The sequence below is a fragment of the Sphingomonas prati genome (assembly GCF_014643515.1).
GTDB classification, from domain to species: domain Bacteria; phylum Pseudomonadota; class Alphaproteobacteria; order Sphingomonadales; family Sphingomonadaceae; genus Sphingomonas_R; species Sphingomonas_R prati.
Genome location: NZ_BMJP01000001.1, coordinates 770,443 through 797,377, shown reverse-complemented (window position 1 = coordinate 797,377; position 26,935 = coordinate 770,443). Strand labels below are relative to the sequence as shown.

Below are 26,935 nucleotides of genomic sequence, written 5' to 3'. Positions count from 1 at the left end.
ATACCGTGCGGTTTAGAGCGCCTGTTCCGCTCAGTGGGCGAGCACCGGGCTGGACCGCGGCGAGCGGTTAGCGGCACGCACCGGCGACGACCCGACGCGGTGCGCGCAGGCGACGAGTGCGGCGAGCAGGAGCGCGCCGACCGCCTGGTGCCCGGCCGCCAGCGGGATCGCGACGCCGGACAGCAAGGTGCCGATGCCCAGCGCGATCTGCGCCGCGACGAGGCCGCCGGTGAGCGGCAGTGCCCACATCGCCCCCGTGCGGGAGGCGCGCATCGCCAGCCAAACGGCGGCCGCTGCGGCGATCCAGGCGAACCAGCGGTGGACGAACTGTACCACGATCGGGTTGTCGATCAGGTTGGCCGCAACGCTCATCGTGTCGCGCCAGCCGCCGGCCGGGAACCAGCTTTCGCCCATCATCGGCCAGCTGGAGAAGGCGTAGCCCGCGTCGAGCCCGGCCACGAGCGCACCGATGATGATCTGCAGCGCGACGATGGCAAGCGCAATCAGCGCGCCGCGGTGGAGGCGGGCGGGGGGCACGCCGGCGTCGCGGGCCATGAGGCGGAGGTCACGCGCCGTCCAGATCAGCCCGGAGAAGATGAAGAGTGCCGTGGACAGGTGCGTGGCGAGGCGCAGGTGGCTGACGTCCGGCCGGTCGACGAGGCCGGAGGCGACCATCCACCAGCCGATCCCACCCTGCAACGCGCCGAGCGAGAGCAGGGCGGCAAACCGCGGGCCGTAGCCGACCGGGATCGCGCGGCGGAACCAGAACCACAGCAGCGGCAGCGCGAAGGCGAGGCCGATGACGCGGCCGAGTACACGGTGCAGATATTCCCAGAAGAAGATGCCCTGGAACGCGGCCAGCGTCATGCCGCGGTTCACCTTCAGATATTCGGGCGTGGCGCGGTAGGCGTCGAATTCGGCCATCCACTGCGCCGTGTTGAGCGGCGGGATGATGCCGGAGATCGGTTTCCACGTGACCATCGACAGGCCGGATTCGGTCAGCCGGGTGATCCCCCCGACGACGACCATGAGGAAGACCAGCACGGCCACTGCGATCAGCCAGTTGGCGATGGCGCGGGGGCGGGTGGCGCGGGCGTTGGGACGGGACATACGCATGGACCAACCTATGGCCCCGTGGCGGCGTGCGTTCAATGGGACGGAGCGTCCTTGTGGCGGGGCGGGGCGGGCATTAGCTATGTCATGATGTCCCATGGCCCGAACCACCGCCTGCACGAAGGTGCCGCCCTTGCCACCGCAGCGCAGCGCGCGCTGGAACGCGCGGGCGAGCAATGGACGCCGATGCGGGCGCGCGTGTTCGGGGCGCTCGACCAGTTCGCACGGCCGGCGTCGGCCTATGACATCGCCGATGCGGTGTCGAAGGCGGAGGGGCGGCGCGTCGCGGCGAACAGCGTGTACCGGATCCTCGACCTGTTCGTGGGGGCGAACCTGGCGCACCGGATCGAGAGCGCGAACGCCTACGTCACTAACGCGCATCCGGATTGCCGACACGACTGCATCTTCCTCGTCTGCGACGTGTGCGGGCAGACGACGCATCTGGATGACGATCGCATCACCGACACTGTGCGGCAGGCGGCGACCGATGCCGGGTTCGAGCCGGTACGGCCGGTGATCGAAGTGCGCGGGCGGTGTGCGGCCTGTGCGGCGGTGGCTGTTACGGCTGCCTGAGGGGGCGGGCGGGTTCCGCTTGACCTGACGGGCCGGGGCGGTTCCAACGGGTCATCAACCGGAGACCCGCATGCGCCTGATCCTGACTGCTTTTCTTGCTGCCGCCAGCCTGCCTGCGATCGCGGTGGCAGCGCCCGCTCCCGTGGTGCGGACCGTCGGGACGGCGACGTTGTACGACGTGCCGGCCATTCCGCAGTCGGTGGCCGATGCGGTGCAGCGTTACCAGAATAGCCGGGCGGCTTTGTTCGAGGACTGGTTGCCGGACGGTTCGATGCTGATCGCGACGCGGTTCGGCGAGACGCAGCAGTTGCACCATGTCCGCGCCCCTGGTGCGGCGCGGACGCAGATGACGTTCGCGGCGGAGCCGGTGGCGGGCGCGCAGGCGATCCCCGGGCGTAACGCCTGGGTGTTCGGGCGTGATACCGGCGGCGACGAGTGGTTTCAGATCTATGCCGCGGGGCCGACCGGGCAGCCGGTGCGGATGACCGAGCCTGGCACGCGCAACCAGTCCGCGACGTTCAGCAAGGACGGGCGGATCATGGCGTGGTCGCGCGCGACGAAGGGGTCGGGCGACTATACGATCATGATCGCGAACCCGGGCGATCCGAAGAGCGCGCGCGTGCTGTTGAAGGGCACCGGCGCGATCGGGCCGGCCGATATCAGCGCGGACGGGCGGACGATCTTGCTGACGCGCGGTATTTCGAACCGCGAGACGACGTTGTCGCTGCTTGATATCGCGAGCGGGCGGGTGACGCCGGTCGCGACCGGGCCGGCGGCGCGGTACGAGGACCCGCGTTTCACCGCGGACGGGCGCGGGATCATCGCGATCAGCGACCGGGAGTCGGATGTCCGCCGGCTGATCGAGCTGCCCGTCGCGGGCGGGGCGATCCGCGTGCTGACGCCGGCGTCGAAGTGGGACGTCGAGGAATACGACCTGTCCGACGATGGGCAGACGCTGGCTTATGCGGTGAACGAAGACGGGTTCTCGCGCGTCGTGGTGACGCCGGTGCGGACGCGGCAGATGCTGCCGCAGCCGACACTGCCGCGCGGGGTGCTGACGGGGCTGAGGTTCACGCCTGACGGACGACGGCTGGCGATCGGCCTGTCGACCGCGACGTCGGCGGGCGACGTCTGGGCGTGGGACGTGACGGCGGGGCAGCTGGTGCGCTGGACAGAGAGCGAGCTGGGCGGGCTCGACCCCGCGGCGCTGGCCGAGCCGACGCTCGTGCGGTTCAAGTCGTTCGACGGACTGTCGGTGCCGGCGTTCGTCTATCGGCCGAAGGGGATCGCGGCGGGGGTGCGGACGCCGGTGATCATCGATATCCACGGCGGGCCGGAGGCGCAGACGCGGCCGAACTGGAATTACGGGGCGCAGTACTTCGCGGACGTGCTGGGCGCGACCGTCATCCTGCCCAATGTCCGCGGGTCGGACGGCTATGGGACGAAGTATCTGAATCTCGACAACGGGCCGAAGCGCGAGGACAGCGTGAAGGATATCGGCGCGCTGCTCGACTGGATCGGGACGCAGCCGGGGTTGGATGCGAAGCGGGTCGCGGTCTACGGCCAGTCCTATGGCGGGTACATGTCGCTGGCGGTGTCGGAGCATTATGCCGACCGGCTGGTAGGGAGTGTCGAGCGGTACGGGATCAGCGACTTCAACTCGTTCATGGCCAATACCGAGGCGTATCGCCGCGACAACCGCCGGGCGGAATATGGCGATGAGCGCGATCCGACGATGAAGGCGGTGTTCGACCGGATCTCGCCGCTGCGCAACGTAGCCAAGATCCGCAAGCCGATGCTGGTGATGCAGGGCGCGAACGACCCGCGCGTGCCGCAGTCGGAGAGCGAACAGGTGGTGGCGGGGATCCGCGCGAACGGGGTGTCAGTGTCCTACGTGCTGTTCGCGGACGAGGGGCACGGGTTTTTGAAGAAGGGGAACAACGACCTGCGGCGCGCCGTGGAGACCGTGTTTCTGGGGAAGTTGTTTGGGGTTGGGGTGGAGTGATTGCTTAGCCCTCTCCCCTCGGGGAGAGGGTTGGGAGAGGGGGGCTACTCCTGTTTTAAGTGCTGCGTTTGTGGTGGCGTTGCTCCCCTCTCCCCGGAGGGGAGAGGGGGAAGAAGACGACGTCACCCCATCCGCATGAACGGCGGGTCGGGGATCGTGGCGCGGGCTTCGTTGAGCATCATGGACCAGCGGACGGAGAGGTTCTGGAAATAGGGGTCGTCGGCCTCGATGCGGCGGCGGATGACGGGGCGGGACGCGTTGGCCGGGATGACGACGATGTCGATTGGCAGGCCGACCGAGAGGTTGGAGCGGATCGTCGAGTCGAACGAGAGGAGGCCGACCTTGACCGCTTCCTCGAGTTCGGTGTCGTAGTTCATCGTGCGGTCGAGGATCGGCTTGCCGTATTTGCGTTCCCCGATCTGGAGGAACGGGCTTTCGGGCAGGCATTCGATGAAATTGCCCGCGTCGTAGACCAGGAACAGCCGGATCGGCCCGCCGCCGATGCGCCCGCCGACGAGCAGCGAGACGCCACCGTTGATCTCGGCCGCGCGCAGGCCGGCGCCGATTTCGGCATCGGCATGGGTGACCGCTTCGCCGACAAGCTGGACCGCGCGGAACATCGACGGCTGGTCCGCGATCATGCGGCGATGGTCGCCGGCCGCCTTGGGTTCCAGGCCCTCGGCAAGCTGGCCCAGCACATGCTGCGTCATCGAGAGGTTGCCGGCCGACAGGCACATGATCAGCCGGTCCGGGCCGTCCGCCAGCACGTGCATCTTGCGATAGGACGAGATGTTGTCGATGCCCGCGTTGGTGCGGGTGTCCGACATCATGATGAGCCCGTCGCGGACGTTGATACCGATACAATAGGTCATCGGACGCAGACTATGCCCCGGAAATGGCCGTGGGAAGCGGTCATGTTAAGATCGCCCGCCCGTCATCCCTGCGACTGGATCTGCGACAGCGCGACGCGCACGCCGACGTCGAGCGTCTCCATCCCGCCGCCGGTGCGGGCGCCGGACACGGGTGCGGCCTCCCGGTAATCCAGCCCGACCGCGACGCGGACATAGGCGTCGTCGGGGCAGATCGCGTTGGCGGGATCGAACCCGATCCAGCCGATGCCGTCGACATAGGCCTCCGCCCAGGCGTGTGCCGCGGGCTGGTCCGATGCGCCGTCGCGGCGGAACAGGTGGCCGGAGACATAGCGCGCCGGCAGCCCCAGCACGCGTGCGCCGGCGATGAAGACATGCGCCATGTCCTGGCAGACGCCGTGGCCGGCAGCGAAGGCGGTGGCGGCGGCGCGTTCGACGTCCATCGTGCCGGTGTCGAACCGCATCCGTTCGCCGATGCCGCGGTTGAGCGCATGGGCGCGGTCGAGCGGCGACGCGTCGGGCGCAAGATCGCGCGCGAAGCTGGCAAGCCCCTCGTCCAGTTCGGTGAGCGGCGTGGCGCGCAGGTAGACGAGCGGCGGGAGCGGCTCGTTCGCGGCCTGCACGATGCCGGCGGTGTCCTCGGTCAGGATCTCGCCCGCGACGGTCAGCGTGATCGTATCGACCGGCCCGTCGACATAGAGCATCGCGGTTTCGTTGCCGAACCCGTCGCGGCGGTAGCGGAGCCGCGCGTCGCGATCGATGTCGATATGCCAGTCAACGACATGCTGGCCGATGTGGCTGGACGGCGTCATGCGCAGCAACTGCATCAGCCGCGTCTGCGGCTGCGAGTAGGTGTAGGTGGTGCGGTGGAGGATGGAGAGGCGCATCAGGCGAACCGGAACTGCGTGCTGACCAGACGGTCGATGCGCGCGTTTTCAACGATGTAGCAGCCCAGCCATTCGTGCAGGCCGCCGGCGAAGATCGTACTGATCGTACTGTTGGCGAGCGTCGCCTGGCGGGTGCGGGCGGCGCGGTCGGCCTCGCCCTGCAACCCGCGCAGCTTGGCGAGCGCGGTGAGCAGCCCCACGACCTCGTCCGCCGAAGCGAGCAGCGAGCGCGGCATCTGGCGGCGCAGGATCAGCAGATCGGCGACGCGCCACGGCTTGGGCTGATCGCGGTAGAGCCAGCGATAAGCTGTGTTGGCGGACACGGTGTGGAGGATGGTCGTCCACTGGTCGCGATCGACCGCGCCGCCGACCTCTTCGCCCTCCGGCAGCAGGAGGTGGTATTTGACGTCGATCAGCCGCGCGGTGTTGTCCGCCCGTTCGATCGCGGCGCCCAGGCCAAGGAAAAAATAGGCCTCGTTGCGGAGCATGCGGTGGAGCGCGCCCTCGAACCCGCGGGCCTCCGCACGGAGCGTTTCGACCAAAGCGAGCGTGGCGTAGTTGCCGCCCGACGTCGCCTGACGGATGCCGAGCCAGGCGCGGTTGATCGCCTCCCACGCGTCGCGGCTGAGCGCGGTGCGGACCGACTTGGAATTGGAGCGCGCCGCATCGAGGCAGGAGCGGATCGAACCGGGGTTGGCGGGGTCGAGCGTCAGATAGCGGCTGACGTTCGCGGCGGTGCGGTCCGCGCCGGTGGCGTCGAAGCCCTGGTCTGCGGCGGCGACGGCAAGCGCGCTGTCCCACGCGGCCTCACCCGCCGGGCGGGAGGAGAGCGCGTCGAACCGGATCGTCGCCTCGAGCAGGCGCGAGGTGAACTCGGCGCGCTCGACATAGCGGCCGATCCAGTAGAGCGAGGCGGCGGTACGGGCGAGCATCAGCGCCGACCCATCGACTGCATGGGTTTCATTCCGCGTCCCATCGTCTGGCTCATCTTTCCGAGCGTCTGGTGCATCCCGTCCGGGTCGATCGTCTGGCGGCTGGGGGCGAGGATCAGGCTGTCCTTCGTGCCGCCGCCCTGGCTGCTGTTGACGACGAGCGAGCCTTCCTTGAGCGCCACGCGGGTGAGGCCGCCGGGAACGATGCTGACGCCGTCCGCGCCGGTCAGGCAGAAGGGGCGGAAGTCGACATGGCGTGGGGCGATACCGTCCTTGACCAGCGTCGGGACCGTCGAGAGCGCCAGCGTCGGCTGCGCGATGTAGCGGTGCGGTTCGGCGATCAGCGCGGCGCGGAACGCCTCGATCTCCGCGCTGCTGGCGGTCGGGCCGACGAGCATGCCGTAGCCGCCCGATCCGTCGACCAGCTTCACCACCAGGTCGGCGAGGTTGTCGAGCGTATATTGCAGCGCCTGCGGTTCGCGGCAGCGATAGGTTTCGACGTTGGGCAGTTTCGCCTCGCCGCCCGAATAGTAGCGGACGATGTCGGGCATGTAGCTGTAGATCGCCTTGTCGTCGGCAATGCCGGTGCCGGGCGCGTTCACGAGAGTGACGTTGCCGGCGAGATAGGCGGCGAGCAGGCCGGGGACGCCGAGCATCGAATCCGGGCGGAAGAACAGCGGATCGAGATAGTCGTCGTCGATCCGGCGGTAGATGACGTCGACGCGGACGCGGCCGTCGATGGTGCGCATCCAGACGATGTCGTCGTCGACCTCGAGATCCGCCGCCTCGACCAGTTCGATGCCCATCGAATCGGCGAGGAAGCTGTGTTCGTAGAAGGCGGAGTTGAAGTGGCCCGGGGTCAGAAGCACGCAGACCGGGTGATCGGAGCGCGGCGACACGGACTCGAGAGTTTCCCGAAGACGATCGGGGTAGGTATCGACCGGCAGCACGTCATAGGTCTGGAACAGTTCGGGGCAGAGCCGGAGCATCGCCTCGCGGTTTTCCAGCATGTAGGAGACGCCGGACGGGGTGCGGGCGTTATCCTCCAGCACGAAGAAGTCGGTCGGGCCGGTGCGGACCAGATCGATGCCGCAGATATGCGCATAGATGCCGTGCGGCGGGCGCGCCCCCATCAGCAGCGGGCGGAATTGCGCGTTGGCAAGCACGAGTTCGGCCGGGACGACGCCGTCCTTCAGGATGCGTTGCGCGCCGTAGAGGTCGTCGAGGAACGCGTTGATCGCCTCGACCCGCTGGACCAGGCCGGTCGACAGCTGTTCCCATTCGGGCGCGGTGAACACGCGCGGCACGATATCGAACGGGATGATCCGTTCGCCGGCTTCCTCCTGCCCATAGACCGCGAAGGTGATGCCGAGCTGTCGGAACGCCGCCTCGGCCGCGGCCTGGCGCCGGTCGAACTCGACCGTGTCGGTATCGCGGATCCAGTCGGCGAGATGCTTGAATTCCGGCCGGCCTTCGCGGCTGCCGGATGCGCCCCAGATTTCGTCGTAAGCACCGGACCTAGGCATGAACCTCCTGGCGTCCGCCATCTGGTGAGCGAACGCGGTTAAGACTGCATGGGATCGGCGCATCGCACAAGGGGGCAGGGCCGGGGGGCGGGGGGACGCGCCGCGGGGCCGGGTCGCCCCGTCGATTGACGCGATCCCCTCCGCCACCTATCTCGCCCCTGATATCATCGCGGGATGGCTGCACGCCGCGACCCCGCGCATTCTTTCCAAGGAACGTCCATGTTCGGCGGCATTGCCAAGGCCATTTTCGGTTCGTCCAACGACCGATACGTCAAATCCCTGCAGCCGACGGTCGACAAGATCGGATCGTTCGAGCCGGCGATGCAGGCGCTGGACGACGAGGGCCTGCGCAACCAGACGGTGCTGTTCCGCGAGCGGCTGGCCGCGGGCGAGACGCTGGACCAGATCCTGCCCGAAGCGTTCGCGACGGTGCGGGAGGCCGCGCGGCGTGTGCTGGGGCAGCGCCATTACGATGTGCAGCTGGTCGGCGGCATCGTGCTCCACCGCGGCGAGATCGCGGAGATGCGGACCGGCGAGGGCAAGACGCAGATGGCGACGCTGGCCGTCTACCTGAACGCGTTGCCGGGCGAGGGCGTCCACGTCGTCACGGTCAACGACTATCTGGCGGCGCGCGACAGCAGCTGGATGGCGGAGATTTACAGCTTCCTGGGGCTGACCACCGGCGTGATCGTGCCGAACCTGTCGGACCAGCAGCGCCGCGACGCCTATGCGTGCGACATCACATACGGCACGAACAACGAGTTCGGGTTCGATTATCTGCGTGACAACATGAAGTATGACCGCGGCATGATGGTGCAGCGGCCGTTCAAGTTCGGCGTGGTCGACGAGGTCGATTCGGTGCTGATCGACGAGGCGCGGACGCCGCTGATCATCTCCGGTCCGACCGACGACAAGTCCGAGCTGTATATGCAGGTCGACGCGATCGTGAAGCAGATCGCGCCGGACGATTACGAGCTGGACGAGAAGCAGAAGTCGGTGATCCTGACCGAGGACGGCACCGAGCGGATGGAGCGGATGCTGGAGGCGGCGGGGCTGCTGGCCGGCGACAATCTGTATGATTTCGAAAATACGCAGGTCGTCCACCACCTGAACCAGGCGATGCGCGCCAACGTCGTGTTCAAGCGCGACGTCGATTATCTGGTGAAGGACGGCAAGGTCGTCATCATCGACGAATTCACCGGGCGCATGATGGACGGGCGGCGCTGGTCCGACGGGCTGCATCAGGCGGTGGAGGCCAAAGAGGGCGTCGAGATCGAGCCAGAGAACCAGACGCTGGCATCAATCACGTTCCAGAATTATTTCCGGATGTACCCGAAGCTGGGCGGCATGACCGGCACGGCGGCGACCGAGGCGGCCGAATTCTACCAGATCTACAAGATGAACGTCGTCACCATCCCGACGAACGTGCCGGTCCTGCGGATCGACGAGGAAGACGAGTTCTACAAGAATATCGGCGACAAGTTCGCCGCGATTGCCAAGACGATCCGCGAGAAGGCGGAGGGTGGCCAGCCGATCCTGGTCGGCACCGTGTCGATTGAGAAATCGGAGATGCTGTCCGAATTCCTGACGCGCGACGGGGTGAAGCACGAGGTGCTAAACGCAAGGTTCCACGAGCGTGAGGCGCATATCGTGGCGCAGGCGGGGCGGCTGCGTGCCGTCACCATCGCGACGAACATGGCCGGGCGCGGGACCGACATCAAGCTGGGCGGCAACCTGGAATTCCGGATGCTGGACGAGCATCCCGACCTGGTCGAGGGGACGCCGGAATATGCGGAAGTCGCCGAGCGGATCGCCAAGGAGATCGAGGCGGAGAAGGCCGCGGTGCTGGCCGCGGGCGGGCTGTTCGTGCTGGGGACCGAGCGGCATGAGAGCCGGCGGATCGACAACCAGCTGCGTGGTCGTTCGGGGCGCCAGGGCGATCCGGGGCTGAGCCGCTTCTACCTGTCGCTGGACGACGATCTGCTGCGCATCTTCGGGCCGCAGACGATGTTCGCGAAGATGCTCAACAAGAATCTGGAGGATGGCGAGGCGATCGTCAGCCCCTGGATCAGCAAGGCGATCCAGACCGCGCAGGGCAAGGTCGAGGCGCGCAACTACGACGTGCGCAAGCAGGTCGTGGAATATGACGACGTCATGAACGATCAGCGCAAGGTGGTGTACGAGCAGCGCTCCGACATCATGGATGCCGAGACGGTGGACGACATCGTCGCCGACATGCGGGCCGAGACGGTCAACGCGCTGGTCGCCGACGCATGCCCGCCGAACAGCTACCCCGAGCAATGGGATGCGGAGTCGCTCCGCACGCGTGCGCAGGACATGCTGGGCGTCGACGTGCCGATCGCGGAGTGGTTCGCCGAGGAGGGCATCGAGCCCGACATGGTGACCGAGCGGTTGCAGGCCGCTACCGACGCGGCGATGGCGGAGAAGGTCGCCTCCATGCCGGTCGAGAACTGGCGCGGCGTCGAGAAGAGCGTGATGCTGCAGTCGCTCGACCATCACTGGAAGGAGCATCTGTCGACGCTCGACGCGTTGCGCCAGGTCATTCACCTGCGCGCCTATGCTCAGAAGACGCCGATCAACGAGTATAAGCAGGAAGCGTTCGCGCTGTTCGAGAAGATGCTGGTCGAGATCCGCGAGGACGTGACCAAGGTGCTGGGTAATGCGCGGTTCGACCAGGCCCCCGAACTGCCGGAGATGCCCGATTTCCTGACGAGCCATTTCGACCCGCTGACCGGCATGGACGACACGTTCGACATGGACGCGGGGGCGAAGGGGTACATTACGACGACGCTGCCGCCGATGCAGAGCATGCAGCCGGATATGGTCGAGGAACTGGGCGACGATCCGTCCGAGTGGGAAGGTCGCGTCAGCCGTAACGCGCCGTGCCCGTGCGGGTCGGGGCGCAAGTACAAGCATTGCCACGGGGCCTTTGCCTGATGCGCGTGCGGGCGGGTGTTCTGGTCGCGGCGTGCCTGAGCGTCGCGGCGTGCGGCAAGGGCGATGCGCCCAAGTCGACGCCGCATGCGGACGGGATGGCGATGGACGCCGCACCGGGCGACAGCGCGGCGACGCGGGGTTACCGGGAATCGATGGCGGGGATGATGAAGGCGTCGCCGGCGTATAGTGGCGATGCGGACGTCGACTTCAACCGCCAGATGCTGGTCCACCATCAAGCTGCTGTCGCGATGGCTGAGGTCGAACTGGCCCACGGGCGCGACCCGGAATCGCTGGCGCTGGCCCGCGCGGTGATCAAGGCACAGCGGGCGGAGATCGAAGCCATCACGGCCTGGCTGGCGAAGCATCCGGTCAGGTAACCGAATGTCCGCATCCGGGGGAACTGGAGCGTTAGTGCACTCACCGCGAGGACAATCTCGGCTGAGGCCAATCTGAGGCCACGCCGCGGATGAGGATGACCGCGAGCGAGAAGTGGGCGGTAAGGTCGGTTTCGGGTCGTAGTGTCGTTGAACGTCAATCAGCGCGACGGGACCCTGTCCAGGAACCGCTCGATTGTCTGGCCGATAACAACGTCAGGACGGATCCGATCAATATAGGCATCGTCAAATGCCGGATCCCAGATGAAATGGAATTCGGAGAAGATGCGAGCCGCCCACCATGTTAGCGCCTGAGGCAAGTCGCCGGCCTCGAACTGGGAATTACCGAAGCATACGACCTTTAACGGAGACAGGGCGGCGGCATTCCGAAACAAGTAATGTCGGCCGATGTGGCGGCCGTCGTCGGGGAGGTGGATGGTTGTCCGCGCGGGCATGATCGTTCCTGGAATTTCGAGCGGTTCATCTACCGTCTCCCAGATTTCCGGGTTGAATTTTCCGCCGAGATCGCCTTCGCGGACTGCCAGTTTCGTAAGGGTCGGAATCGGGATAGTGACATTGACTGCAGTTGCTATCGCCTGAGCGACATGCTGAGCTCCGAAAGGTCCGAGATGCGTGTCATTGCGGCGATAAGTGCGTTTCGTCTGTTCCGCATTGAGTAGAAGACCAAAGGTGGACAGATAGGCGGGATCGGCGTTGCGCTCAATCGCTTCAAGCAGCGGTGTGGCGCCTGCCAGGGGCGGTTCCATTAGATGGCCTTGGATCGATTGCTTCTCCGGCACGATCAATTGCAAATACTGTGCGCCGAGATCGGCCATGCGTCGACGCCGCGCGGCGAACAGGTCGTTCCAACGACGGCCAATCAGATTGGCGCGAGCAAGATCATTTTCGCTTCGGTTGTATAGCGTAGCGACCGCATTGCTACCACCGGCGAGGAAGAGCGCACCGTCGCGCCCGACGAGCGTTCCGCCGTCCGGGGACATTGCACCGATTTCGAAGAAGATCGGTGCAAGGCAGGATAGATCGGCGGGCGGCGGCGACCAGGGACGGATCGGCGGCACGTCGGAAAGCGGGTCCAAAGCAGCGATTTCCCGTCCGAGAGCCGGAGGCATCGGCTTCGAAAGCGACGACAGGATGGAGTATGCTTGATGAATTTTCAACTGGTCAGCCGCGGTATGAAAGATCGGCAAGACGGTCGTCGTCGTACCGTCGTCGACGACGACTGCCGCGCGAGAGTCGAACTCGACATCTGCGTGTACGCCGTCCCCAATGTTGATCTCAAAACCGGTCGGCTGCTCGGTTAGATGCCGGAGGTCTTCTCGCACCGTAGCCGGATGACCCACAGCCAGAACGGCATTATCGCTTACTAGCCGGACGATGAGACGCCGGTTGTCGGTAAGCGAAGGCGAATATGCCCAACCAAGATAGGTTCGACCGTTAAGGATCAGATCCAGACTACCGACAACGCTCTTGTCGTTCGCGCCCATGTCATCACCGCCCCAGCCTGGTCCTTACGGACTATAGCCGTAGGCAAAACTGATGCTAGCAGATCATATGATACGTCAACTTCCACGCGAACGGAATTCGACGAAAACATGCCGAATAACGACGAAAGTGTCGGAATGCCGCTCCACGCAGCGATGGCTCCCCGGGCCGGATTCGAACCAGCGACCATTCGATTAACAGTCGAACGCTCTACCACTGAGCTACCGGGGAACAGCCCGTTTCGTTCGGGCGAGGCGCGCCTATGCTACACCGGACGGACGCTGGCAACCCCTGTTTCAGGCAGCGGCGTCAGAAGGCGAACTGTTCCATGGTGATACGGTCGTCGAGCGCATGTTCCGGGTCGAACAGGAGGGTGAGCGGATTGGTGCGGTCGATCGCGATGTCGACGGTCGCGACGTCGCGCACCTCGCGCTGATCGGCGACGGCGGAGACGGGGCGCTTGACCGGATCGAGCACGCGGAACGAGATGCGGGTGCGTTCGGGCAGAATCGCGCCGCGCCAGCGCCGCGGGCGGAACGGGCTGATCGGCGTCAGCGCGAGCTGCATGGAGTCGAGCGGCAGGATCGGGCCCTGCGCGGACAGGTTGTAGGCCGTGGAGCCTGCCGGGGTGGCCACAAGGATGCCGTCGCAGATCAGTTCGGGGAGGACAGTGCGGCCGTTGACGATGACCTCCAGCTTGGCGGTCTCACGCGTTTCGCGGAGAAGCGAGACTTCGTTGATCGCGGGGCTGGTGAAGCTCTGGCCGTCGATGGTTGTCGCGTCCATGCGGAGCGGGTTGACGGTGAACGGCTTGGTCCGGCCGATGCGGCCGAGCAGATCCTCCGCGCTCCATTCGTTCATGAGGAAGCCGACCGTGCCGAGGTTCATGCCGAACACCGGCAGAATGCGGTGGCGGTCGAGCATCAGGTGGAGCGTCTGGAGCAGGAAGCCGTCGCCGCCGAGCGCGACGATCGTGTCGGCCTCCTCGACCGGGACCCAGTCGTGACGGCGGCGCAGCTCGCGCTCCGCGTCCTGGGCCGCCTCGGTCGGCGATGCGGCGAGGGCGAGCCGGCGGTCGGGCATCAGCCGCCGGTGACGCTCATGTGTCGCGACGTCGCGGGTGCGGCCTCGCGATCGGCGATTTCGAATGCGTGGCGAAGCGGCTTCAGGCGCATCGCGCGATCGAGCAGCTCGTCGAGCGCGGCGCGGCCGCCGGTGCGGAGCGCGCCGCGCAGGTCGACCTTGTCTTCATGGCCGAGGCACATGAACAGGCTGCCCGATGCGGTCACGCGGACGCGGTTGCAGGTGGAACAGAAATTGTGGGTGAGCGGGGTGATGAGGCCGAGCTTCGCGCCGAGTTCCTCAACGATCGTGTAGCGCGCCGGTCCGCCGCTCGTCTCCGCGATGTCGCGCAGCGTGTAACGTTCGGCGAGGTCGGCGCGGACGCGGTCGAGCGGGAGGTAGCGATCGACGCGGTCCTCGTCGATCGAGCCGAGCGGCATCGTTTCGATCAGGGTCAGGTGGTGCCCCTCCGCGCCGCACCAGCGCAGCATGGGTTCGATTTCCTGGTCGTTGAAGCCGTTGAGCGCGACCATGTTGATCTTGACCTTCAACCCGGCCGCCTTGGCCGCGGCGATCCCGTCGAGCACGACCGCGACATCGCCCCAGCGGGTGACGTGGCGGAACTTGTCCGGATCGCGCGTGTCGAGGCTGACGTTCACGCGTCGGACGCCGGCGGCGACGAGGCCGCCGGCCTGTTTCGCCAGTTGCGTGCCGTTCGTGGTGAGCGTGAGTTCGTCGAGCCCGTGGCCGATGTGACGGCCGATCATGCGTGCCAGTTCGGGCACGCCGCGGCGGATGAGTGGTTCGCCGCCGGTCAGCCGGATCTTGCGCACGCCACGCGCGATGAACGCGTCAGAGAGCTGGGCGATTTCCTCGAGCGTCAGGACCTGCGAGCGCGGCAGGAACGTCATCGCTTCGGACATGCAGTAGCGGCAACGCAGGTCGCACCGATCCGTAACCGATATCCGCAGGTAGGTGATCGTCCGGCCGAAACCGTCGATCAACGGGGATGCATCAGGCATATCGCTCACGATCTGAACTTAAGCGCAGGGGGGACCGGGAACAAGCGGCGATCCCGAGACGGATGTCTCATTCGCACGTGCCGTATAACAACCGATTTTCCGGGACGTTCCGACTGCGTTGTGGCTATCATGACCGTGATGGGAACCGAAACCGCGACGAGGGCCGTGCGCCTGCCCGACGACATGCCCGGCACGGCCGCGAATTTTGCGCCCCCGGCCTTCATATTGTCGTTCGCGAACCGCGACGACCTGGCCGATGCCGTGATGCGCAGCGGGTGGCGGCCGATTGCGGCGAGGCGTGCGGACGGCGCGCCGGCGCGGTTCCTGGCCAGCGGCGCTAGCATCGCGGTGGTCGACGGGCGGCTGGATTTTCCGGAATCGATCGAGGCGATGCGGTCGCTGAACGGGCCCGCGCAGACGAACCATGCCGCCTTGCTGGCGCTGGTCCCCGATGCCGCGGCCGTGACGCTGGAGGCGGCGTATGACGCCGGGGCGACGCATGTGCTGGCCCCGCCGTTCGACCAGGATGTGCTGGGCATCCACCTGCGCTTCGCGGCGCGGCATGCGGACCGGCTGGCCGGATCGCGGCTGGCGGCGCACGCGGTGGAGGCGCCGCACGACAGCTGGCGCTGGCATCCGGGGGCGGGATATGGCGGGGGAACGGTGATCGTCGCGCCGGGGCCGAACCTGGCGTCCGATACGAGCCCACGCGCGATGCTGCGCCGGCTGGACGCGCCCGGGCGGCGGGCGGCGATCGAGGCGTTGCGGCGGATCCGGGCGACCGGGCGGCCGACGGCGTTCGCGCATGATGCGGCGGACGGACGGCGGCTGGTGCATCATCTGACCATCGCGGACGGGACCGACGTGGTGTTCGGGCAGATCGAGGAACTGACCAGCGGGCCGCGGGCGGAACCGCGCGGCGATGCGCTGACCGGGCTGGCGGACGGCACGGGCGCGCGAGCGTGGATCGCGGGACGGCTGGCGGATGCGGCGGAGCCGGGCTGCGTCGTGATGATCGTCGGGATCAACCGGTTCGACATGCTGAACGCGGCGTTCGGGCGGAGCGTGGGCGACAGCCTGTTGCAGGGCGTGGCGCGGCGGATCGAGCGGCTGGCGGCGAACGATCGGGCGGGTCAGCGGATGATCGCGCGGCTCGCGTCGTCCGAGTTCCTGGTGGGGATGGCGGCGCCAGCCGGGCCGGACGATGCGCGGTTCCTGGCGGGACAAATCGCAGAGTCGATTGCGCGACCGTTCGCGGCGGGCGAGCATGTCGTGACGCTGGGGTGCAGGATCGGGATCGCCGCATCGGCAGCGGGCGACCGTGCGTCGGCGGACCTGCTGCGCCGTGCCTCGGCTGCCCTGGCGGAGGCGATGGCGGCGGACGGCGACGCGATCCGCATGCTGGAGAGCGCAGGCGAGGCGGTGGCGGAGCGCGATGCGCGGCTGGAGATCGACCTGCGCCGTGCGCTGGCCCGCGACGAGATCGATATCCTGTTCCAGCCGCAGGTCGACATCACCAGCAATGCGGTGACCGGTGTCGAGGCGCTGGCGCGGTGGCATCACCCGGTGCTCGGCGAACTGGGTGCGGCGACGCTGTTCTCGGTGGCGGAGCGGTCCGATTATCTTGCCGCGCTGTCCGGGCATGTGCAGCGCAAGGCGCTGGCGATGGCGGCGGCCTGGCCGGAGCTGCTGGCCAAGCTGCGGCTGGCGGTGAACGTGACCGCGGCGGACATGGTGCGGCCGGATTTCGCGGCGACGTTGCTCGCGGCGGCGGACGAGGCGGGCTTCGCGCGATCGCGGCTGACGGTGGAGGTGACCGAGAGCGGGCTGATCGAGGATCTGCGCGCGGCGGCGGGGCTGCTGGCGGAACTGCGCGCCGGGGGCGTGCGGGTGGCGATCGACGATTTCGGGACGGGCTATTCCAGTCTTGCCTATCTGAAGTCGTTGCCGCTCGATTACCTCAAGATCGACCGGCGGATGAGCCAGGACATTACCGGCACGACGCGCGACCGGGTGGTGGTGCAGAGTGTGATCGGGATGGCCAAGTCGCTCGGCCTGTCTGTGATCGCCGAAGGGGTGGAGACCGCGAGGCAGTTGGAGTTGCTCGCCGCGCAGGGGTGCAACAGTTATCAGGGGTTCCTGTGTGCGCCGCCGCTCGACATGGCCGCGCTGACCCGGCTGGTGACGCGTTGGCAGAGGCGTTGATCTCGGAGGTGGGACAAGACGGCCCTTTGTAAAGCGCCGCGAACGCTCTACATTCCGCTATATGGCGCTTTCTCGAACAGTCCCGCATCAGGCGCAGATCGGCCTTGGTCTGACCGCGGCGATCGTGGGCGGCTGGACTGCGGTGCATGTCTGGTCGGTGTTCTTCTTCCGGATCGACGGCGCGAATTGGCCGATCGTGCCGTTCGTGATGCTGCTGCAATGCTGGTTGTCGGTGGGGATGTTCATTGCGGCGCATGATGCGATGCACGGGTCGCTGGCGCCCGGGCATAAGCGGACCAATGCGGTCGTAGGTGGCGGCGTGCTGGCGCTCTATGCGGGGTTCGGTTGGCGGCGAATGCGCGCCGCGCATATGGACCATCACAAGCACAGCGGGACCGAGGGTGACCCGGATTTCGATGCGGCACACCCGTCCGCGTTCTGGGCGTGGTACGGGACGTTCCTGCGGCGCTATTTCGGTTGGAAGTCGATGCTGTATGTCGTGACGGTGGTGACGGTGTATGCGGTCGTGTTCCGAGTGCCGCCGGCGAACATCCTGCTGTTCTACGGGATTCCGGCGATCGGGTCTTCGCTACAGCTATTTTACTTCGGGACGTACCGGCCGCATCGTCATGACGAGGAGGGGTTCGCGGACGATCATTTCGCGCGGACGAGCGGGTTCGGGCCGCTGCTGTCGCTGATGACCTGCTTCCATTTCGGCTATCATCACGAGCATCACTTGAGTCCGCATGTGCCGTGGTGGCGACTGCCGACGCGCTATCGTGCGGGGCTGGCGGCCGACAGGGCTTTGGGCGACGTTGCAACGGGGTTGCGGGCATGAACTGGTACGAGAAGCTGGGCATCGTCGTGGCGATGGTCGTGTTCATGGAAGTGTTCGCCTGGGCCACGCATAAATATGTGATGCACGGGTTCGGCTGGGGCTGGCACGCATCGCACCATGAGGAAACGCACGGGTGGTTCGAGAAGAACGACCTGTATGCGATCAGCTTCGCGTTCATCGTGATGGGGCTGTTTACGGCGGGCGCGATCTGGTCGGCGCCGTTGTGGTGGGCGGCGATGGGGATCACCGTTTACGGCGGGATCTATGCGTTCGTGCACGACATGCTGGTGCACCAGCGCGGGGGTTTCCGCTGGGTGCCACGCAAGGGGTATTTCAAGCGGCTGCATCAGGCGCACAAGCTGCATCATGCGGTAAGGGGGAAGAAGGGGACCGTGTCGCATGGGTTCCTGATCGCGGAAGATCCTGCGCGGTTGAAGGCGAAGATCAAGGCGCGGGCGCGGGATAAGACTTCGGCTTGAGCTTGGGTTGGGCGCGGGTCGTTGGACCGTTGCCAAGAAGGACTGAGGCTGACGCCGCTGAACTTTCAGTCCGTGGTCTTTACGCGACCTTTGCCGCAGTAGGTTAGGCTCATGCCTCCACCCCGTTTGGTTCGAGCTTGTCGATAACTTCGCGCCGAGTTCTCGACAGGCTCGAACCAAACGGGGTTGGCTGGGATGGGATATTGCCGCCACGCTTTGCGGCTGTGGCGGCTTCTCGACAAGCTCGAAGCGAACGGGTTGGGGTGGAGGTTCGCTACTGGGGCTGCTCGCCCACGGACCTCGCCATGGCGTGTGTCGCGACCTACCCCGCCGCGACTGCGTCCACGGGCGCGCGGCCGCGTTTCACGATCAGCTTGTTCAGCGCGTTCGCGTAGGCGCGGGCGGAGGCGACGAGGGTGTCGTGGTGGGCGCCGCGGCCGCGGGTGGTGCGGCCGTCTTCGGACAGGAGCACCGAGACCTCGGCCTGCGCGTCGGTGCCGCCGGTGACAGCGTGGACTTCGTAACGTTCGAGGACCGCGCCGGCGTGAGGCACGAGCGCGCGGACCGCGTTGAACAGTGCGTCGACAGGGCCGTTGCCGCGCGTGGCTGCGGTGTGTTCGACGCCGTCGACCAGCAGGGTCAAGATCGCGCGGGCGGGGCCGGTGCCGCAGTGGATCTCGACCTCGCGCACTTGGATGCCGTCATGGCCGCGCAGGACCTCGTCGTCGACCAGTGCCAGGATATCCTCGTCGAACACGGACTTCTTCGCATCGGCGAGCGCCTTGAACCGGTCGAACGCGTCCTGGAACGCGTTGTCGCCCAGTTCGTAGCCCATCTCCTCCAGCTTCTGGCGGAAGGCGGCGCGGCCGGAGTGCTTGCCCATGACGAGGTTGCTGTGCGTCAGGCCGACCGATTCGGGGGTCATGATCTCGTAGGTCGAGGCGTCCTTGATCATGCCGTCCTGATGGATGCCGCTTTCGTGCGCGAAGGCGTTGGCGCCGACGATCGCCTTGTTCGGCTGGACCTGGAACCCGGTGATGCCGGAGACGAGGCGCGAGGCGCGGGTGATCTCCGTCGCGACGATGCCGGTGCGGAACGGCAGCACGTCGGCGCGGACCTTCATGGCCATCGCGATCTCTTCGATTGCGGCGTTGCCAGCCCGTTCGCCGATGCCGTTGATCGTCGATTCGACCTGCCGCGCGCCGGCCGCGACCGCCGCCAGCGTGTTGGCGACGCCGAGGCCAAGATCGTTGTGGCAGTGCGTCGAGAAGATCGCGCGGTCGGCATTCGGGACGCGTGCGATCATGTCGCGGAACATCGCGCCATAGGTTTCGGGCGTGGCGTAGCCTACCGTGTCGGGCAGGTTGATCGTCGTCGCGCCCTCGCGGATCGCGGTTTCGATGCAGCGCGCTAGGAAGTCCGGTTCGGACCGCGTCGCGTCCTCCGCTGACCATTCGACATCGTCGCACAGCTTGCGCGCCAGCCGGACGCTGCGCTCGACGGCCTCCAGCACCTCGTCCGACGACTTGTTCAGCTTCACCCGCATGTGGAGCGGGGAGGTGGCGATAAAGGTGTGGATGCGCGGGCGCTTGGCGTGGCGTACGGCATCCCACGCGCGTTCGATGTCCTTGGCGCCGGCGCGCGCCAGACTGGCGACAATGGCGCGGGTGCAGTGTTTGGCCACCGCACTGGTCGCGTCGAAATCGCCCTGGCTGGCGATCGCGAAGCCGGCTTCGATGATGTCGACGCCCATAGCCTCGAGTTGGGCTGCGACCTGCAGCTTTTCCTCAATGTTCATGGAACAGCCGGGTGATTGCTCGCCGTCGCGCAGGGTGGTGTCGAAGATCAGGATCTGGGTCTGGTCGGTCACGGGTCCGCTCCTTAAAGTCTGGCGGAGATTAGCCTTGGGGTGAAAGTCCCTCAGGCGCCGTGGCTCTGGTGGCCCGTATGGGGGCCGAGCGACATCGCACGCCTAAGGGCGTGTAAGTCGTGCGAGCAAGGGGCGGACCGCGAACATGTATCGTCAATAACGGAGGTTCGTTGCCAAAGTCCAGCCGCCGCGACGCGGAAAGTTGCGTCGCGGTGGCCGAGGGCAGACGCTTACTTCTTTTCGAAGGCGACGGTGATGCGCAGGTCGACCGCGTCGGCGACGCCCGGAACGTAGGTGGTGATGCCGAACTGGCTGCGCTGGATCTGCGTCGTGGCTTCGAACCCGACGGTCTGCGCCTTGCTCATCGGATTGGCGCCGGTGCCGATGAAGCGCGCGTCGAGCGTGACCGGGCGGGTGACGCCGTGGAGCGTCAGGTTGCCGGTGATCTTGGCGCGCGTGCCCTGCGGCACGACCGAGGTCGACTCGAAATGCGCGGTCGGGAACTTGGCGGTGTCGAAGAAGTCGGCGGTCTTGAGATGCTCGTTCAGCTTGGCGCTGGTGGTGACGACCTCCGCGACGGGCACGTCGATGACGACCTTTGCCGCCTTCGACGCCTTCGGATCGAGCGTCAGCGTACCGGTGATGTTGCCGAACAGGCCATTGTAAACGTTGAAGCCGAAGTGGTTGATCGCGAACGCGACCTGGCTGTGGTTCGGATCGGTGGCGTAGCTACCGGCCTGGACGGCGGCGGCGTTGGGCTGGCCCGGGACCTGCGCCAGGGCAGGAGTCGAGGCGGCGAGGGCGAGGGCGAGCGGGGCGATGAACGTGCGCATGGTCGGGTCTCCTGTTTGGTCGCGACAGGAGGTGTGGCTCGCGCGCGGTTTAGTCAAATGCGAAGCTGGAAAGGGTGGGTTTCCGCTTTTGGTTGAGGCTGCCACCATCGTCATCCCGGCGGAGGCCGGGATCTCCCTTGGGCTGGCGGTGAGTTCTTCACCGAAGGGAGATCCCGGCTTTCGCCGGGATGACGGTTTGGAGTGGGGGCGGGGTTTGTTTCCGCCCCCGGATCGTCAGTTCTTGGCCTTGTCGACCAGCGCGTTCTTGCCGATCCAGGGCATCATCGCGCGCAGTTCGGAGCCGACCTTTTCGATCGGGTGGGCGGCGGCGAGCTTGCGGCTGGCCTTGAGTTCGGGCTGACCGGCGCGGTTGTCGAGGACGAAGCGGCTGACGAAGCGGCCGGACTGAATGTCCTCCAGCACGCGCTTCATCTCGGCCTTCGTTTCCGACGTGATGATGCGCGGGCCGGTGTGGATGTCGCCATATTCGGCGGTGTTGCTGATCGAATAGCGCATGTTGGCGATGCCGCCCTCATACATCAGGTCGACGATCAGCTTCACTTCGTGGAGGCATTCGAAATAGGCCATTTCGGGCGCGTAGCCCGCCTCGGTCAGCGTTTCGAACCCGGCCTGGATCAGGTGGGTCAGGCCGCCGCAGAGCACGGCCTGTTCGCCGAACAGATCGGTTTCGCACTCTTCCTTGAACGTCGTTTCGATGACGCCCGAACGGCCGCCGCCGACCGCGGAGGCATAGGACAAGGCGACGTCATGCGCGTTGCCCGACGCGTCCTGGTGGATCGCGATGAGGCAGGGGACGCCGCCGCCGCGCTGATACTCCGAACGGACGGTGTGGCCGGGGCCCTTGGGCGCGATCATGAACACGTCGATGTCGGCGCGCGGTTCGATCAGGCCGAAATGGACGTTGAGGCCGTGCGCGAAGGCGAGTGCCGAGCCGGGCTTCATGTTCGCGTGCAGATCGTCGGCGTAGAGCGCGGCCTGGAGCTCGTCGGGGGCGAGGACCATGACGATGTCGGCCCAGGCGGCGGCTTCGGCGTTGGTCAGCACCTTGAAGCCAGCGTCGGTCACCTTGGACGCGGTCGCCGAACCGGGGCGGAGTGCGATCGCGACTTCGGACACGCCGCTGTCGCGCAGGTTCTGGGCGTGGGCGTGGCCCTGGCTGCCGTAGCCGACGATCGCAACCTTCTTGCCCTTGATGAGACCGATGTCGGCATCGCTGTCATAGTAAACGCGCATGGTGGTTTCCTTTCTGAATTCGTGTCGGTGCGGCGGCGGGCGGGATCTGCCGAGGACGAGGTCTTGCTTCGTCTGAGGGACATCCCAGGGTTCGCCGGATGAAACTGGTTAGACGGCTTCGCGCCCTCGGGTGATCGCGACGACGCCGGTGCGGGCGACTTCGACGAGGCCGACTTCGCGCATCAGTTCGGTGAACTTGTCGATCTTCTCCGGGGCGCCGGTGACTTCGAACACGAAGCTGCCGATCGTCGCATCGACGACGCGGGCGCGGTAGACTTCGGCCAGCCGCATCGCTTCGATCCGGTGATCGCCGACGCCGGCGACCTTCACCAGCGCCAGTTCGCGCGTGACGTGCGGGCCCCATGCGGTGAGGTCGGTCACGCGGTGGACGGGCACGAGCCGGTCGAGCTGGGCGATGATCTGTTCGATCACAGCGGGCGGCCCGGATGTGACGACGGTGATGCGGCTGATCGCGGCATCCTCCGTCACGTCGGCCACGGTCAGGCTTTCGATATTGTAGCCGCGCGCGGAGAACATGCCGGCGATGCGCGCCAGGATGCCAGCCTCGTTATCGACGATGACCGACAACGTGTGTCGTTCGCCGGTCTGGGGGGGGATCTGCATTCTATCACTTCCGTCCATGTCGGGCGCAGTCGAGACATGCTCTTCTGCGTCGAGCGAAGTCGAGATGTCGGGACGTCTCGACTTCGCTTGGTATCAGCACTTGCTGGGAAAAATCAGACCAGCGCGCGGGCTGCGTCGTCCATTTCGCCGGAGACTTCTTCCGCCTGCATCAGCATTTCGGTGTGGGCGGCACCGCTCGGGATCATCGGGAAGCAGTTGGTCATCTTCGACACGCGGCAGTCGACCATGACCGGGCCCTTGACCGCTAGCATCTGCGCGATGCCGTCGTCGAGCTCGTCGGGCTTCTCGATGCGCAGACCGGTCCAGCCATAAGCCTCGGCCAGCTTGACGAAGTCGGGCAGCGCCTCCGAATAGCTGTGCGAATGGCGGCCGGCATAGGTCAGGTCCTGCCACTGGCGGACCATGCCCATATATTCGTTGTTGAGGATGAAGACCTTCACCGGCAACTCGTACTGCAGCGCGGTCGCCATCTCCTGGATGTTCATCTGGATCGAGGCTTCGCCGGCGATGTCGATCACCAGCGCGTCGGGGAAGCCGATCTGCGCGCCGATCGCGGCGGGCAGGCCGTAGCCCATCGTGCCGAGACCGCCGGAGGTCAGCCACCTGTTCGGCCGTTCGAAATCGAAATGCTGCGCGGCCCACATCTGATGCTGGCCGACCTCGGTCGAAATGATCGGCGACAGGTGATGCGTCGCCGCCCACAGCCGCTTGATCGCGTGCTGCGGCATGATCTCCGCCACCGACGGCGGATAGGCGAGCGACTGCTTGGCGCGCCAGCCGTCGATGCGGGCGAACCACGGGGTCAGGTCCTGCCGCTCGTGCCCGCGAGCCTTCCACAGGGCGACCATGTCGGCCATCGCGACGCCGACATCGCCGACGATGCCCAAGTCGACGCGGACATTCTTGTTGATCGAGGAGCGGTCGATATCGACGTGGATCTTCTTCGACTTCGGGCTGAACGCGTCGAGCCGGCCGGTGACGCGGTCGTCGAACCGCGCGCCGAGGCAGAGGATCAGGTCCGCATCGTGCATCGAATGATTGGCCTCGTACGTGCCGTGCATGCCGAGCATGCCCAGGAACGCGGGGTGGCTGGCGGGGAAGCAGCCGAGGCCCATCAGTGTCGAGGTGACGGGTGCGCCGCACAGCGCCTGCAGCTGCTGGAGCATCAGGCTGGCGGTCGGGCCGGCGTTGATGATGCCGCCGCCGGTGTAGAGGATCGGGCGTTCGGCCGCGGCGAGCATTTCGACCGCCGCCTCGATTAGGCGGGCGTCGGGGTTCACCTGCGGCTTGTAGCTGCGATGCGCGACGGGCGCGTCGGGGCGGGTGTAGCCGGCGGTCGCGACCTGGACGTCCTTGGGCAGATCGATCACCACCGGGCCGGGGCGGCCGCTGGTGGCGATGTGGAACGCCTCGTGCACGACCTCGCCGATGCGGGCGGGGTCCTTCACCAGGTAATTATGTTTCGTGCAGTGACGGGTGATGCCGACCGTGTCGCATTCCTGGAACGCGTCGGTACCGATCAGCGCGGTCGGCACCTGGCCGGTGATGACCACCATCGGGATCGAATCCATCAGCGCGTCGGCGATGCCGGTGACCGCATTGGTGGCGCCGGGGCCGGAGGTGACGAGCACCACGCCGGGCTTGCCGGTGGCGCGGGCATAACCCTCCGCCGCGTGCGCCGCGCCGCCTTCCTGGCGGACCAGGATGTGGCGGATCTTGTCCTGCCGGAACAGCGCGTCGTAGATCGGGAGCACGGCGCCGCCCGGATAGCCGAACACGACCTCGACCCCGAGGTCGGTCAGTGCCTGGATCAGGATATCGGCGCCGGAGCGTTCGGCCGTCATGATTGCGTGTCCCGTTAGAATGTGTTGCGGCGCGGTAGGCGATAGATACTAATGCGTCAACAGCTTTTCACGTAATTTAGTTACAAGGTGATCGTGGTCGGTCCCGGTCTCGCGCGGCCATTCGGCCGGCGGCTGGTGGTTGAACCAGGTATATTGCCGCTTGGCGTAGCGCCGGGTTGCGGCGGTCGCGGCGGCGATCATTTCCGACCGGGTGATCTCCATGTCGAGGAAATCGGCGATGTCGCGGACGCCGATCGCACGCATGACGGGGAGTTCGGAATCGAGCTTGCGGGTGCGCAATGCCTCGACCTCCTGCACCGCGCCGGCGTTGAGCATGGCCTCGAACCGCGCGTCGCAGCGTGCGTAGAGCAGGTCGCGCGGGGGGAGCAGGATCATGGGCACGATCTCGACCCGGTCGCCGATGCCGCCGGTCTTGGTGGTCTGCCACTCCGCCAGCGTGCGGCCGGTGGAGCGCACGACCTCCAGCGCGCGCCAGATGCGGGCGGCGTCGTTGGCGTTCAGACGGACGGAGGCCTCCGGATCCTCGCGGCGGAGGGCGGCGGTCGCCTCGCCGGGGGAGAGCGCGCGGACGCGGTCGCGGATCGCGGGGTCGATATCGGGGACTGGGGCGATGCCGTCGAGCAATGTGCGGATGTAGAGGCCGGTGCCGCCGACGACGATCGGCACGCGCCCTTCGGCCAGGACTTCTTCGATCGCGTTTGCCGCGTCGTCTGCCCAGTCGGCGGCGGAGGCAGGGTCGGCCCCGTCGCGCGTGCCGAACAGGTGATGGGGGACCCGCGCCTCGTCCGCCGGGGTGGGGCGGGCGGACAGGATGCGGAGGTCGGCATAATATTGCGAGGCGTCGGCGTTGATCAGCGTGCCGCCGACCGCCTCGGCCAGGTCGAGCGCGAGTGCGGACTTGCCGCTGGCGGTGGGCCCTGCAATGAGCGCGACCTTGGGACGGACGCCGGCAGCGGTGGACGGATTTGCGGAAGGGTCTGGAATCATGGTCATCGCGACGCTGATAGCATCGGATCGGCTGGATGCGCGCACGATCGAACAGGCGTGCGATGCGATTGCGGGCGTGGGCGGCGTTCCGGGCGCGGTGGCGTGGATCGAACCGGGGGTCGCGGCGGACATAACGGTGATGCGCGCGGACGGCGTCGCGGCGCGTGCGGCCTTGGAGGGACTGTTCCCGGGTGTCGATGTGGTGGTGCAGCGGCCTGAGGGTCGGCGGAAGCGGATGATCATCGCGGACATGGATTCGACGATGATCACAGTCGAATGCATCGACGAGCTGGCCGACTATGCCGGGATCAAGGCGGAGGTCGCCGCGGTGACCGAGCGGGCGATGCGCGGCGAACTGGATTTCGAGGCCGCGCTCGATGCGCGGGTGGCATTGCTGCGCGGGCTGGACGTGGGGGTGATCGACCGCTGCTATGCCGAGCGGGTGCGGGTGATGCCGGGCGCGCGGGCGTTGGTGCGCACCATGAAGGCGGCGGGTGCGCGGGCGGTGCTGGTGTCGGGCGGGTTCACGGTGTTCGCGGACCGCGTCGCGGCGGAGATCGGATTCGATCTGGCGGTGTCCAACGTGCTGGAGATCGAGGGCGGCGTGCTCGCGGGGACGGTGCGGCGGCCGATCGTCGGTGCGGCGACGAAGCGGGCTTTGCTGCTGTCCGAGGCCGCGGCGGCGGGGCTTGAGCTGGGTGAGGTGCTGGCGGTCGGGGACGGGGCGAACGATATTCCGATGATCGAGGCGGCTGGGTTGGGGGTGGCCTATCATGCCAAGCCGAAGACTGCGGCTGCGGCGGGCGCGCGGATCGAGAGTGGGGATTTGAGTGCGTTGTTGTACGCGCAGGGCATCCCGCGGGCGGAGTGGGTTTTGGGGTGAGGCTTCGAAGCGTTGCGCGTTCCTCGGCACAGGCCGGGGCCTAGGTGCAGCCGTCTCATCTAGGCCCCGGCCTGCGCCGGGGAACTGACGGGGTCAGGTCGCGCTCTTCGCGGCGCCCTTCTTGCGGCAGGCGTCGGAGCAGAACTTCACGTTGTCCCAGTCGCGTTCCCACTTCTTGCGCCAGGTGAAGGGGCGGCCGCAGGCGAGGCAGTCCTTGGTGGGGAGGTTGGATTTGTGGACGCCATTGGGCAT

The 26,935-nt window shown here is 66.8% G+C and carries 23 protein-coding genes and 1 tRNA gene; 8 read left to right on the top strand and 16 right to left on the bottom strand.

The window, feature by feature from the left end:
• Positions 1-30 precede the first annotated feature (30 nt).
• Positions 31-1,116: a COX15/CtaA family protein gene (locus IEX50_RS03580; protein WP_157175623.1), complete on the bottom strand. Its 1,086-nt coding sequence runs from the start codon at positions 1,114-1,116 to the stop codon at positions 31-33.
• Positions 1,117-1,200: 84 nt separating this feature from the next.
• Between IEX50_RS03580 and IEX50_RS03575 the strand changes: the two genes are divergently transcribed.
• Both IEX50_RS03575 and IEX50_RS03570 read left to right on the top strand, forming a co-directional pair.
• Complete coding sequence (locus IEX50_RS03575; RefSeq protein WP_184075175.1) at positions 1,201-1,686, top strand: Fur family transcriptional regulator; 486 nt, start codon at positions 1,201-1,203, stop codon at positions 1,684-1,686.
• A gap of 70 nt (positions 1,687-1,756) precedes the next feature.
• Positions 1,757-3,691 (top strand): S9 family peptidase, encoded by a 1,935-nt coding sequence (locus IEX50_RS03570; protein ID WP_157175624.1) that lies wholly within the window; start codon positions 1,757-1,759, stop codon positions 3,689-3,691.
• 122 nt (positions 3,692-3,813) lie between these two features.
• On the opposite strand, the gene IEX50_RS03565 is transcribed toward IEX50_RS03570, so the two are convergent.
• The 4 genes from IEX50_RS03565 to IEX50_RS03550 all read right to left on the bottom strand — a co-directional run bounded on the left by IEX50_RS03565 (position 3,814) and on the right by IEX50_RS03550 (position 7,905).
• On the bottom strand, positions 3,814-4,518 hold the full coding sequence (locus tag IEX50_RS03565; protein WP_229673622.1) for a proteasome-type protease: 705 nt from the start codon (positions 4,516-4,518) through the stop codon (positions 3,814-3,816).
• Between the two features lie 107 nt (positions 4,519-4,625).
• On the bottom strand, positions 4,626-5,447 hold the full coding sequence (locus IEX50_RS03560; protein WP_157175626.1) for a transglutaminase family protein: 822 nt from the start codon (positions 5,445-5,447) through the stop codon (positions 4,626-4,628).
• A complete protein-coding gene (locus IEX50_RS03555; protein WP_157175627.1) occupies positions 5,447-6,379 on the bottom strand; it encodes an alpha-E domain-containing protein in 933 nt (310 codons plus the stop codon). Before IEX50_RS03555 ends, IEX50_RS03560 begins: the two co-directional genes overlap by 1 nt.
• Positions 6,379-7,905 carry a circularly permuted type 2 ATP-grasp protein gene (locus tag IEX50_RS03550; protein ID WP_157175628.1) on the bottom strand — a complete coding sequence of 509 codons (1,527 nt, stop codon included), beginning with the start codon at positions 7,903-7,905 and terminating at the stop codon, positions 6,379-6,381. Before IEX50_RS03550 ends, IEX50_RS03555 begins: the two co-directional genes overlap by 1 nt.
• A 219-nt stretch (positions 7,906-8,124) precedes the next feature.
• On the opposite strand from IEX50_RS03550, the gene secA reads away from it, so the two are divergent.
• Both secA and IEX50_RS03540 read left to right on the top strand, forming a co-directional pair.
• Positions 8,125-10,863, top strand: coding sequence for a preprotein translocase subunit SecA (secA, locus tag IEX50_RS03545; protein ID WP_157175629.1), 2,739 nt, complete (start codon positions 8,125-8,127; stop codon positions 10,861-10,863).
• Positions 10,863-11,240: a DUF305 domain-containing protein gene (locus tag IEX50_RS03540; protein WP_157175630.1), complete on the top strand. Its 378-nt coding sequence runs from the start codon at positions 10,863-10,865 to the stop codon at positions 11,238-11,240. The genes secA and IEX50_RS03540 overlap by 1 nt, the downstream gene beginning before the upstream one ends.
• 158 nt (positions 11,241-11,398) lie before the next feature.
• Here the strand turns inward: IEX50_RS03540 and IEX50_RS03535 are convergent, their stop codons facing one another.
• From IEX50_RS03535 to moaA, 4 genes are all read right to left on the bottom strand, one after another.
• Positions 11,399-12,742 (bottom strand): alginate O-acetyltransferase AlgX-related protein, encoded by a 1,344-nt coding sequence (locus IEX50_RS03535; RefSeq protein ID WP_157175631.1) that lies wholly within the window; start codon positions 12,740-12,742, stop codon positions 11,399-11,401.
• Positions 12,743-12,896: 154 nt separating this feature from the next.
• A tRNA-Asn gene (locus IEX50_RS03530) sits at positions 12,897-12,971 on the bottom strand.
• Positions 12,972-13,049: 78 nt separating this feature from the next.
• The gene (locus IEX50_RS03525) at positions 13,050-13,823 is read right to left on the bottom strand and encodes an NAD kinase (protein WP_157175632.1); all 774 of its coding nucleotides are present in this window, start codon (positions 13,821-13,823) and stop codon (positions 13,050-13,052) included.
• Positions 13,823-14,824 (bottom strand): GTP 3',8-cyclase MoaA, encoded by a 1,002-nt coding sequence (gene moaA, locus IEX50_RS03520; RefSeq protein WP_157175633.1) that lies wholly within the window; start codon positions 14,822-14,824, stop codon positions 13,823-13,825. The genes IEX50_RS03525 and moaA overlap by 1 nt, the downstream gene beginning before the upstream one ends.
• Positions 14,825-14,962: 138 nt before the next feature.
• Between moaA and IEX50_RS03515 the strand changes: the two genes are divergently transcribed.
• From IEX50_RS03515 to IEX50_RS03505, 3 genes are all read left to right on the top strand, one after another.
• Positions 14,963-17,029, top strand: coding sequence for a putative bifunctional diguanylate cyclase/phosphodiesterase (locus tag IEX50_RS03515; RefSeq protein WP_229673620.1), 2,067 nt, complete (start codon positions 14,963-14,965; stop codon positions 17,027-17,029).
• A 61-nt stretch (positions 17,030-17,090) separates the two neighbouring features.
• Complete coding sequence (locus tag IEX50_RS03510) at positions 17,091-17,867, top strand: fatty acid desaturase (protein WP_157175634.1); 777 nt, start codon at positions 17,091-17,093, stop codon at positions 17,865-17,867.
• Positions 17,864-18,346 (top strand): sterol desaturase family protein, encoded by a 483-nt coding sequence (locus IEX50_RS03505; RefSeq protein WP_157175635.1) that lies wholly within the window; start codon positions 17,864-17,866, stop codon positions 18,344-18,346. The genes IEX50_RS03510 and IEX50_RS03505 overlap by 4 nt, the downstream gene beginning before the upstream one ends.
• A gap of 322 nt (positions 18,347-18,668) precedes the next feature.
• Here IEX50_RS03505 and IEX50_RS03500 read toward each other — a convergent pair whose 3' ends face one another.
• From IEX50_RS03500 to miaA, 6 genes are all read right to left on the bottom strand, one after another.
• Positions 18,669-20,216, bottom strand: a complete 1,548-nt coding sequence (locus IEX50_RS03500) for a 2-isopropylmalate synthase (RefSeq protein WP_157175636.1) — start codon at positions 20,214-20,216, stop codon at positions 18,669-18,671.
• A 230-nt stretch (positions 20,217-20,446) separates the two neighbouring features.
• On the bottom strand, positions 20,447-21,049 hold the full coding sequence (locus IEX50_RS03495; protein WP_157175637.1) for a YceI family protein: 603 nt from the start codon (positions 21,047-21,049) through the stop codon (positions 20,447-20,449).
• Positions 21,050-21,283: 234 nt separating this feature from the next.
• Positions 21,284-22,303, bottom strand: a complete 1,020-nt coding sequence (ilvC, locus tag IEX50_RS03490) for a ketol-acid reductoisomerase (protein ID WP_157175638.1) — start codon at positions 22,301-22,303, stop codon at positions 21,284-21,286.
• Between the two features lie 108 nt (positions 22,304-22,411).
• A complete protein-coding gene (ilvN, locus tag IEX50_RS03485) occupies positions 22,412-22,927 on the bottom strand; it encodes an acetolactate synthase small subunit (RefSeq protein WP_157175639.1) in 516 nt (171 codons plus the stop codon).
• A gap of 113 nt (positions 22,928-23,040) precedes the next feature.
• Positions 23,041-24,792 carry an acetolactate synthase 3 large subunit gene (locus tag IEX50_RS03480; protein WP_157175640.1) on the bottom strand — a complete coding sequence of 584 codons (1,752 nt, stop codon included), beginning with the start codon at positions 24,790-24,792 and terminating at the stop codon, positions 23,041-23,043.
• Between the two features lie 48 nt (positions 24,793-24,840).
• Positions 24,841-25,806 (bottom strand): tRNA (adenosine(37)-N6)-dimethylallyltransferase MiaA, encoded by a 966-nt coding sequence (gene miaA / locus IEX50_RS03475; protein WP_229673619.1) that lies wholly within the window; start codon positions 25,804-25,806, stop codon positions 24,841-24,843.
• On the opposite strand from miaA, the gene serB reads away from it, so the two are divergent.
• Complete coding sequence (gene serB, locus IEX50_RS03470; RefSeq protein WP_157175641.1) at positions 25,799-26,683, top strand: phosphoserine phosphatase SerB; 885 nt, start codon at positions 25,799-25,801, stop codon at positions 26,681-26,683. The two genes, miaA and serB, sit on opposite strands and share 8 nt — an antisense overlap.
• Before the next feature lie 93 nt (positions 26,684-26,776).
• On the opposite strand, the gene IEX50_RS03465 is transcribed toward serB, so the two are convergent.
• A complete protein-coding gene (locus IEX50_RS03465) occupies positions 26,777-26,935 on the bottom strand; it encodes a DUF2256 domain-containing protein (protein ID WP_157175642.1) in 159 nt (52 codons plus the stop codon).

Coding starts and splice junctions, on each gene's coding strand:
- IEX50_RS03580 (WP_157175623.1), bottom strand. CDS start 1,116: ATGCGTATGTCCCGTCCCAACGCCCGCGCCACCCGCCCCCGCGCCATC.
- IEX50_RS03575 (WP_184075175.1), top strand. CDS start 1,201: ATGATGTCCCATGGCCCGAACCACCGCCTGCACGAAGGTGCCGCCCTT.
- IEX50_RS03570 (WP_157175624.1), top strand. CDS start 1,757: ATGCGCCTGATCCTGACTGCTTTTCTTGCTGCCGCCAGCCTGCCTGCG.
- IEX50_RS03565 (WP_229673622.1), bottom strand. CDS start 4,518: ATGTCGGACACCCGCACCAACGCGGGCATCGACAACATCTCGTCCTAT.
- IEX50_RS03560 (WP_157175626.1), bottom strand. CDS start 5,447: ATGCGCCTCTCCATCCTCCACCGCACCACCTACACCTACTCGCAGCCG.
- IEX50_RS03555 (WP_157175627.1), bottom strand. CDS start 6,379: ATGCTCGCCCGTACCGCCGCCTCGCTCTACTGGATCGGCCGCTATGTC.
- IEX50_RS03550 (WP_157175628.1), bottom strand. CDS start 7,905: ATGCCTAGGTCCGGTGCTTACGACGAAATCTGGGGCGCATCCGGCAGC.
- secA (WP_157175629.1), top strand. CDS start 8,125: ATGTTCGGCGGCATTGCCAAGGCCATTTTCGGTTCGTCCAACGACCGA.
- IEX50_RS03540 (WP_157175630.1), top strand. CDS start 10,863: ATGCGCGTGCGGGCGGGTGTTCTGGTCGCGGCGTGCCTGAGCGTCGCG.
- IEX50_RS03535 (WP_157175631.1), bottom strand. CDS start 12,742: ATGGGCGCGAACGACAAGAGCGTTGTCGGTAGTCTGGATCTGATCCTT.
- IEX50_RS03525 (WP_157175632.1), bottom strand. CDS start 13,823: ATGCCCGACCGCCGGCTCGCCCTCGCCGCATCGCCGACCGAGGCGGCC.
- moaA (WP_157175633.1), bottom strand. CDS start 14,824: ATGCCTGATGCATCCCCGTTGATCGACGGTTTCGGCCGGACGATCACC.
- IEX50_RS03515 (WP_229673620.1), top strand. CDS start 14,963: ATGGGAACCGAAACCGCGACGAGGGCCGTGCGCCTGCCCGACGACATG.
- IEX50_RS03510 (WP_157175634.1), top strand. CDS start 17,091: ATGGCGCTTTCTCGAACAGTCCCGCATCAGGCGCAGATCGGCCTTGGT.
- IEX50_RS03505 (WP_157175635.1), top strand. CDS start 17,864: ATGAACTGGTACGAGAAGCTGGGCATCGTCGTGGCGATGGTCGTGTTC.
- IEX50_RS03495 (WP_157175637.1), bottom strand. CDS start 21,049: ATGCGCACGTTCATCGCCCCGCTCGCCCTCGCCCTCGCCGCCTCGACT.
- ilvC (WP_157175638.1), bottom strand. CDS start 22,303: ATGCGCGTTTACTATGACAGCGATGCCGACATCGGTCTCATCAAGGGC.
- ilvN (WP_157175639.1), bottom strand. CDS start 22,927: ATGCAGATCCCCCCCCAGACCGGCGAACGACACACGTTGTCGGTCATC.
- IEX50_RS03480 (WP_157175640.1), bottom strand. CDS start 24,792: ATGACGGCCGAACGCTCCGGCGCCGATATCCTGATCCAGGCACTGACC.
- serB (WP_157175641.1), top strand. CDS start 25,799: ATGGTCATCGCGACGCTGATAGCATCGGATCGGCTGGATGCGCGCACG.
- miaA (WP_229673619.1), bottom strand. CDS start 25,806: ATGACCATGATTCCAGACCCTTCCGCAAATCCGTCCACCGCTGCCGGC.
- IEX50_RS03465 (WP_157175642.1), bottom strand. CDS start 26,935: ATGCCCAATGGCGTCCACAAATCCAACCTCCCCACCAAGGACTGCCTC.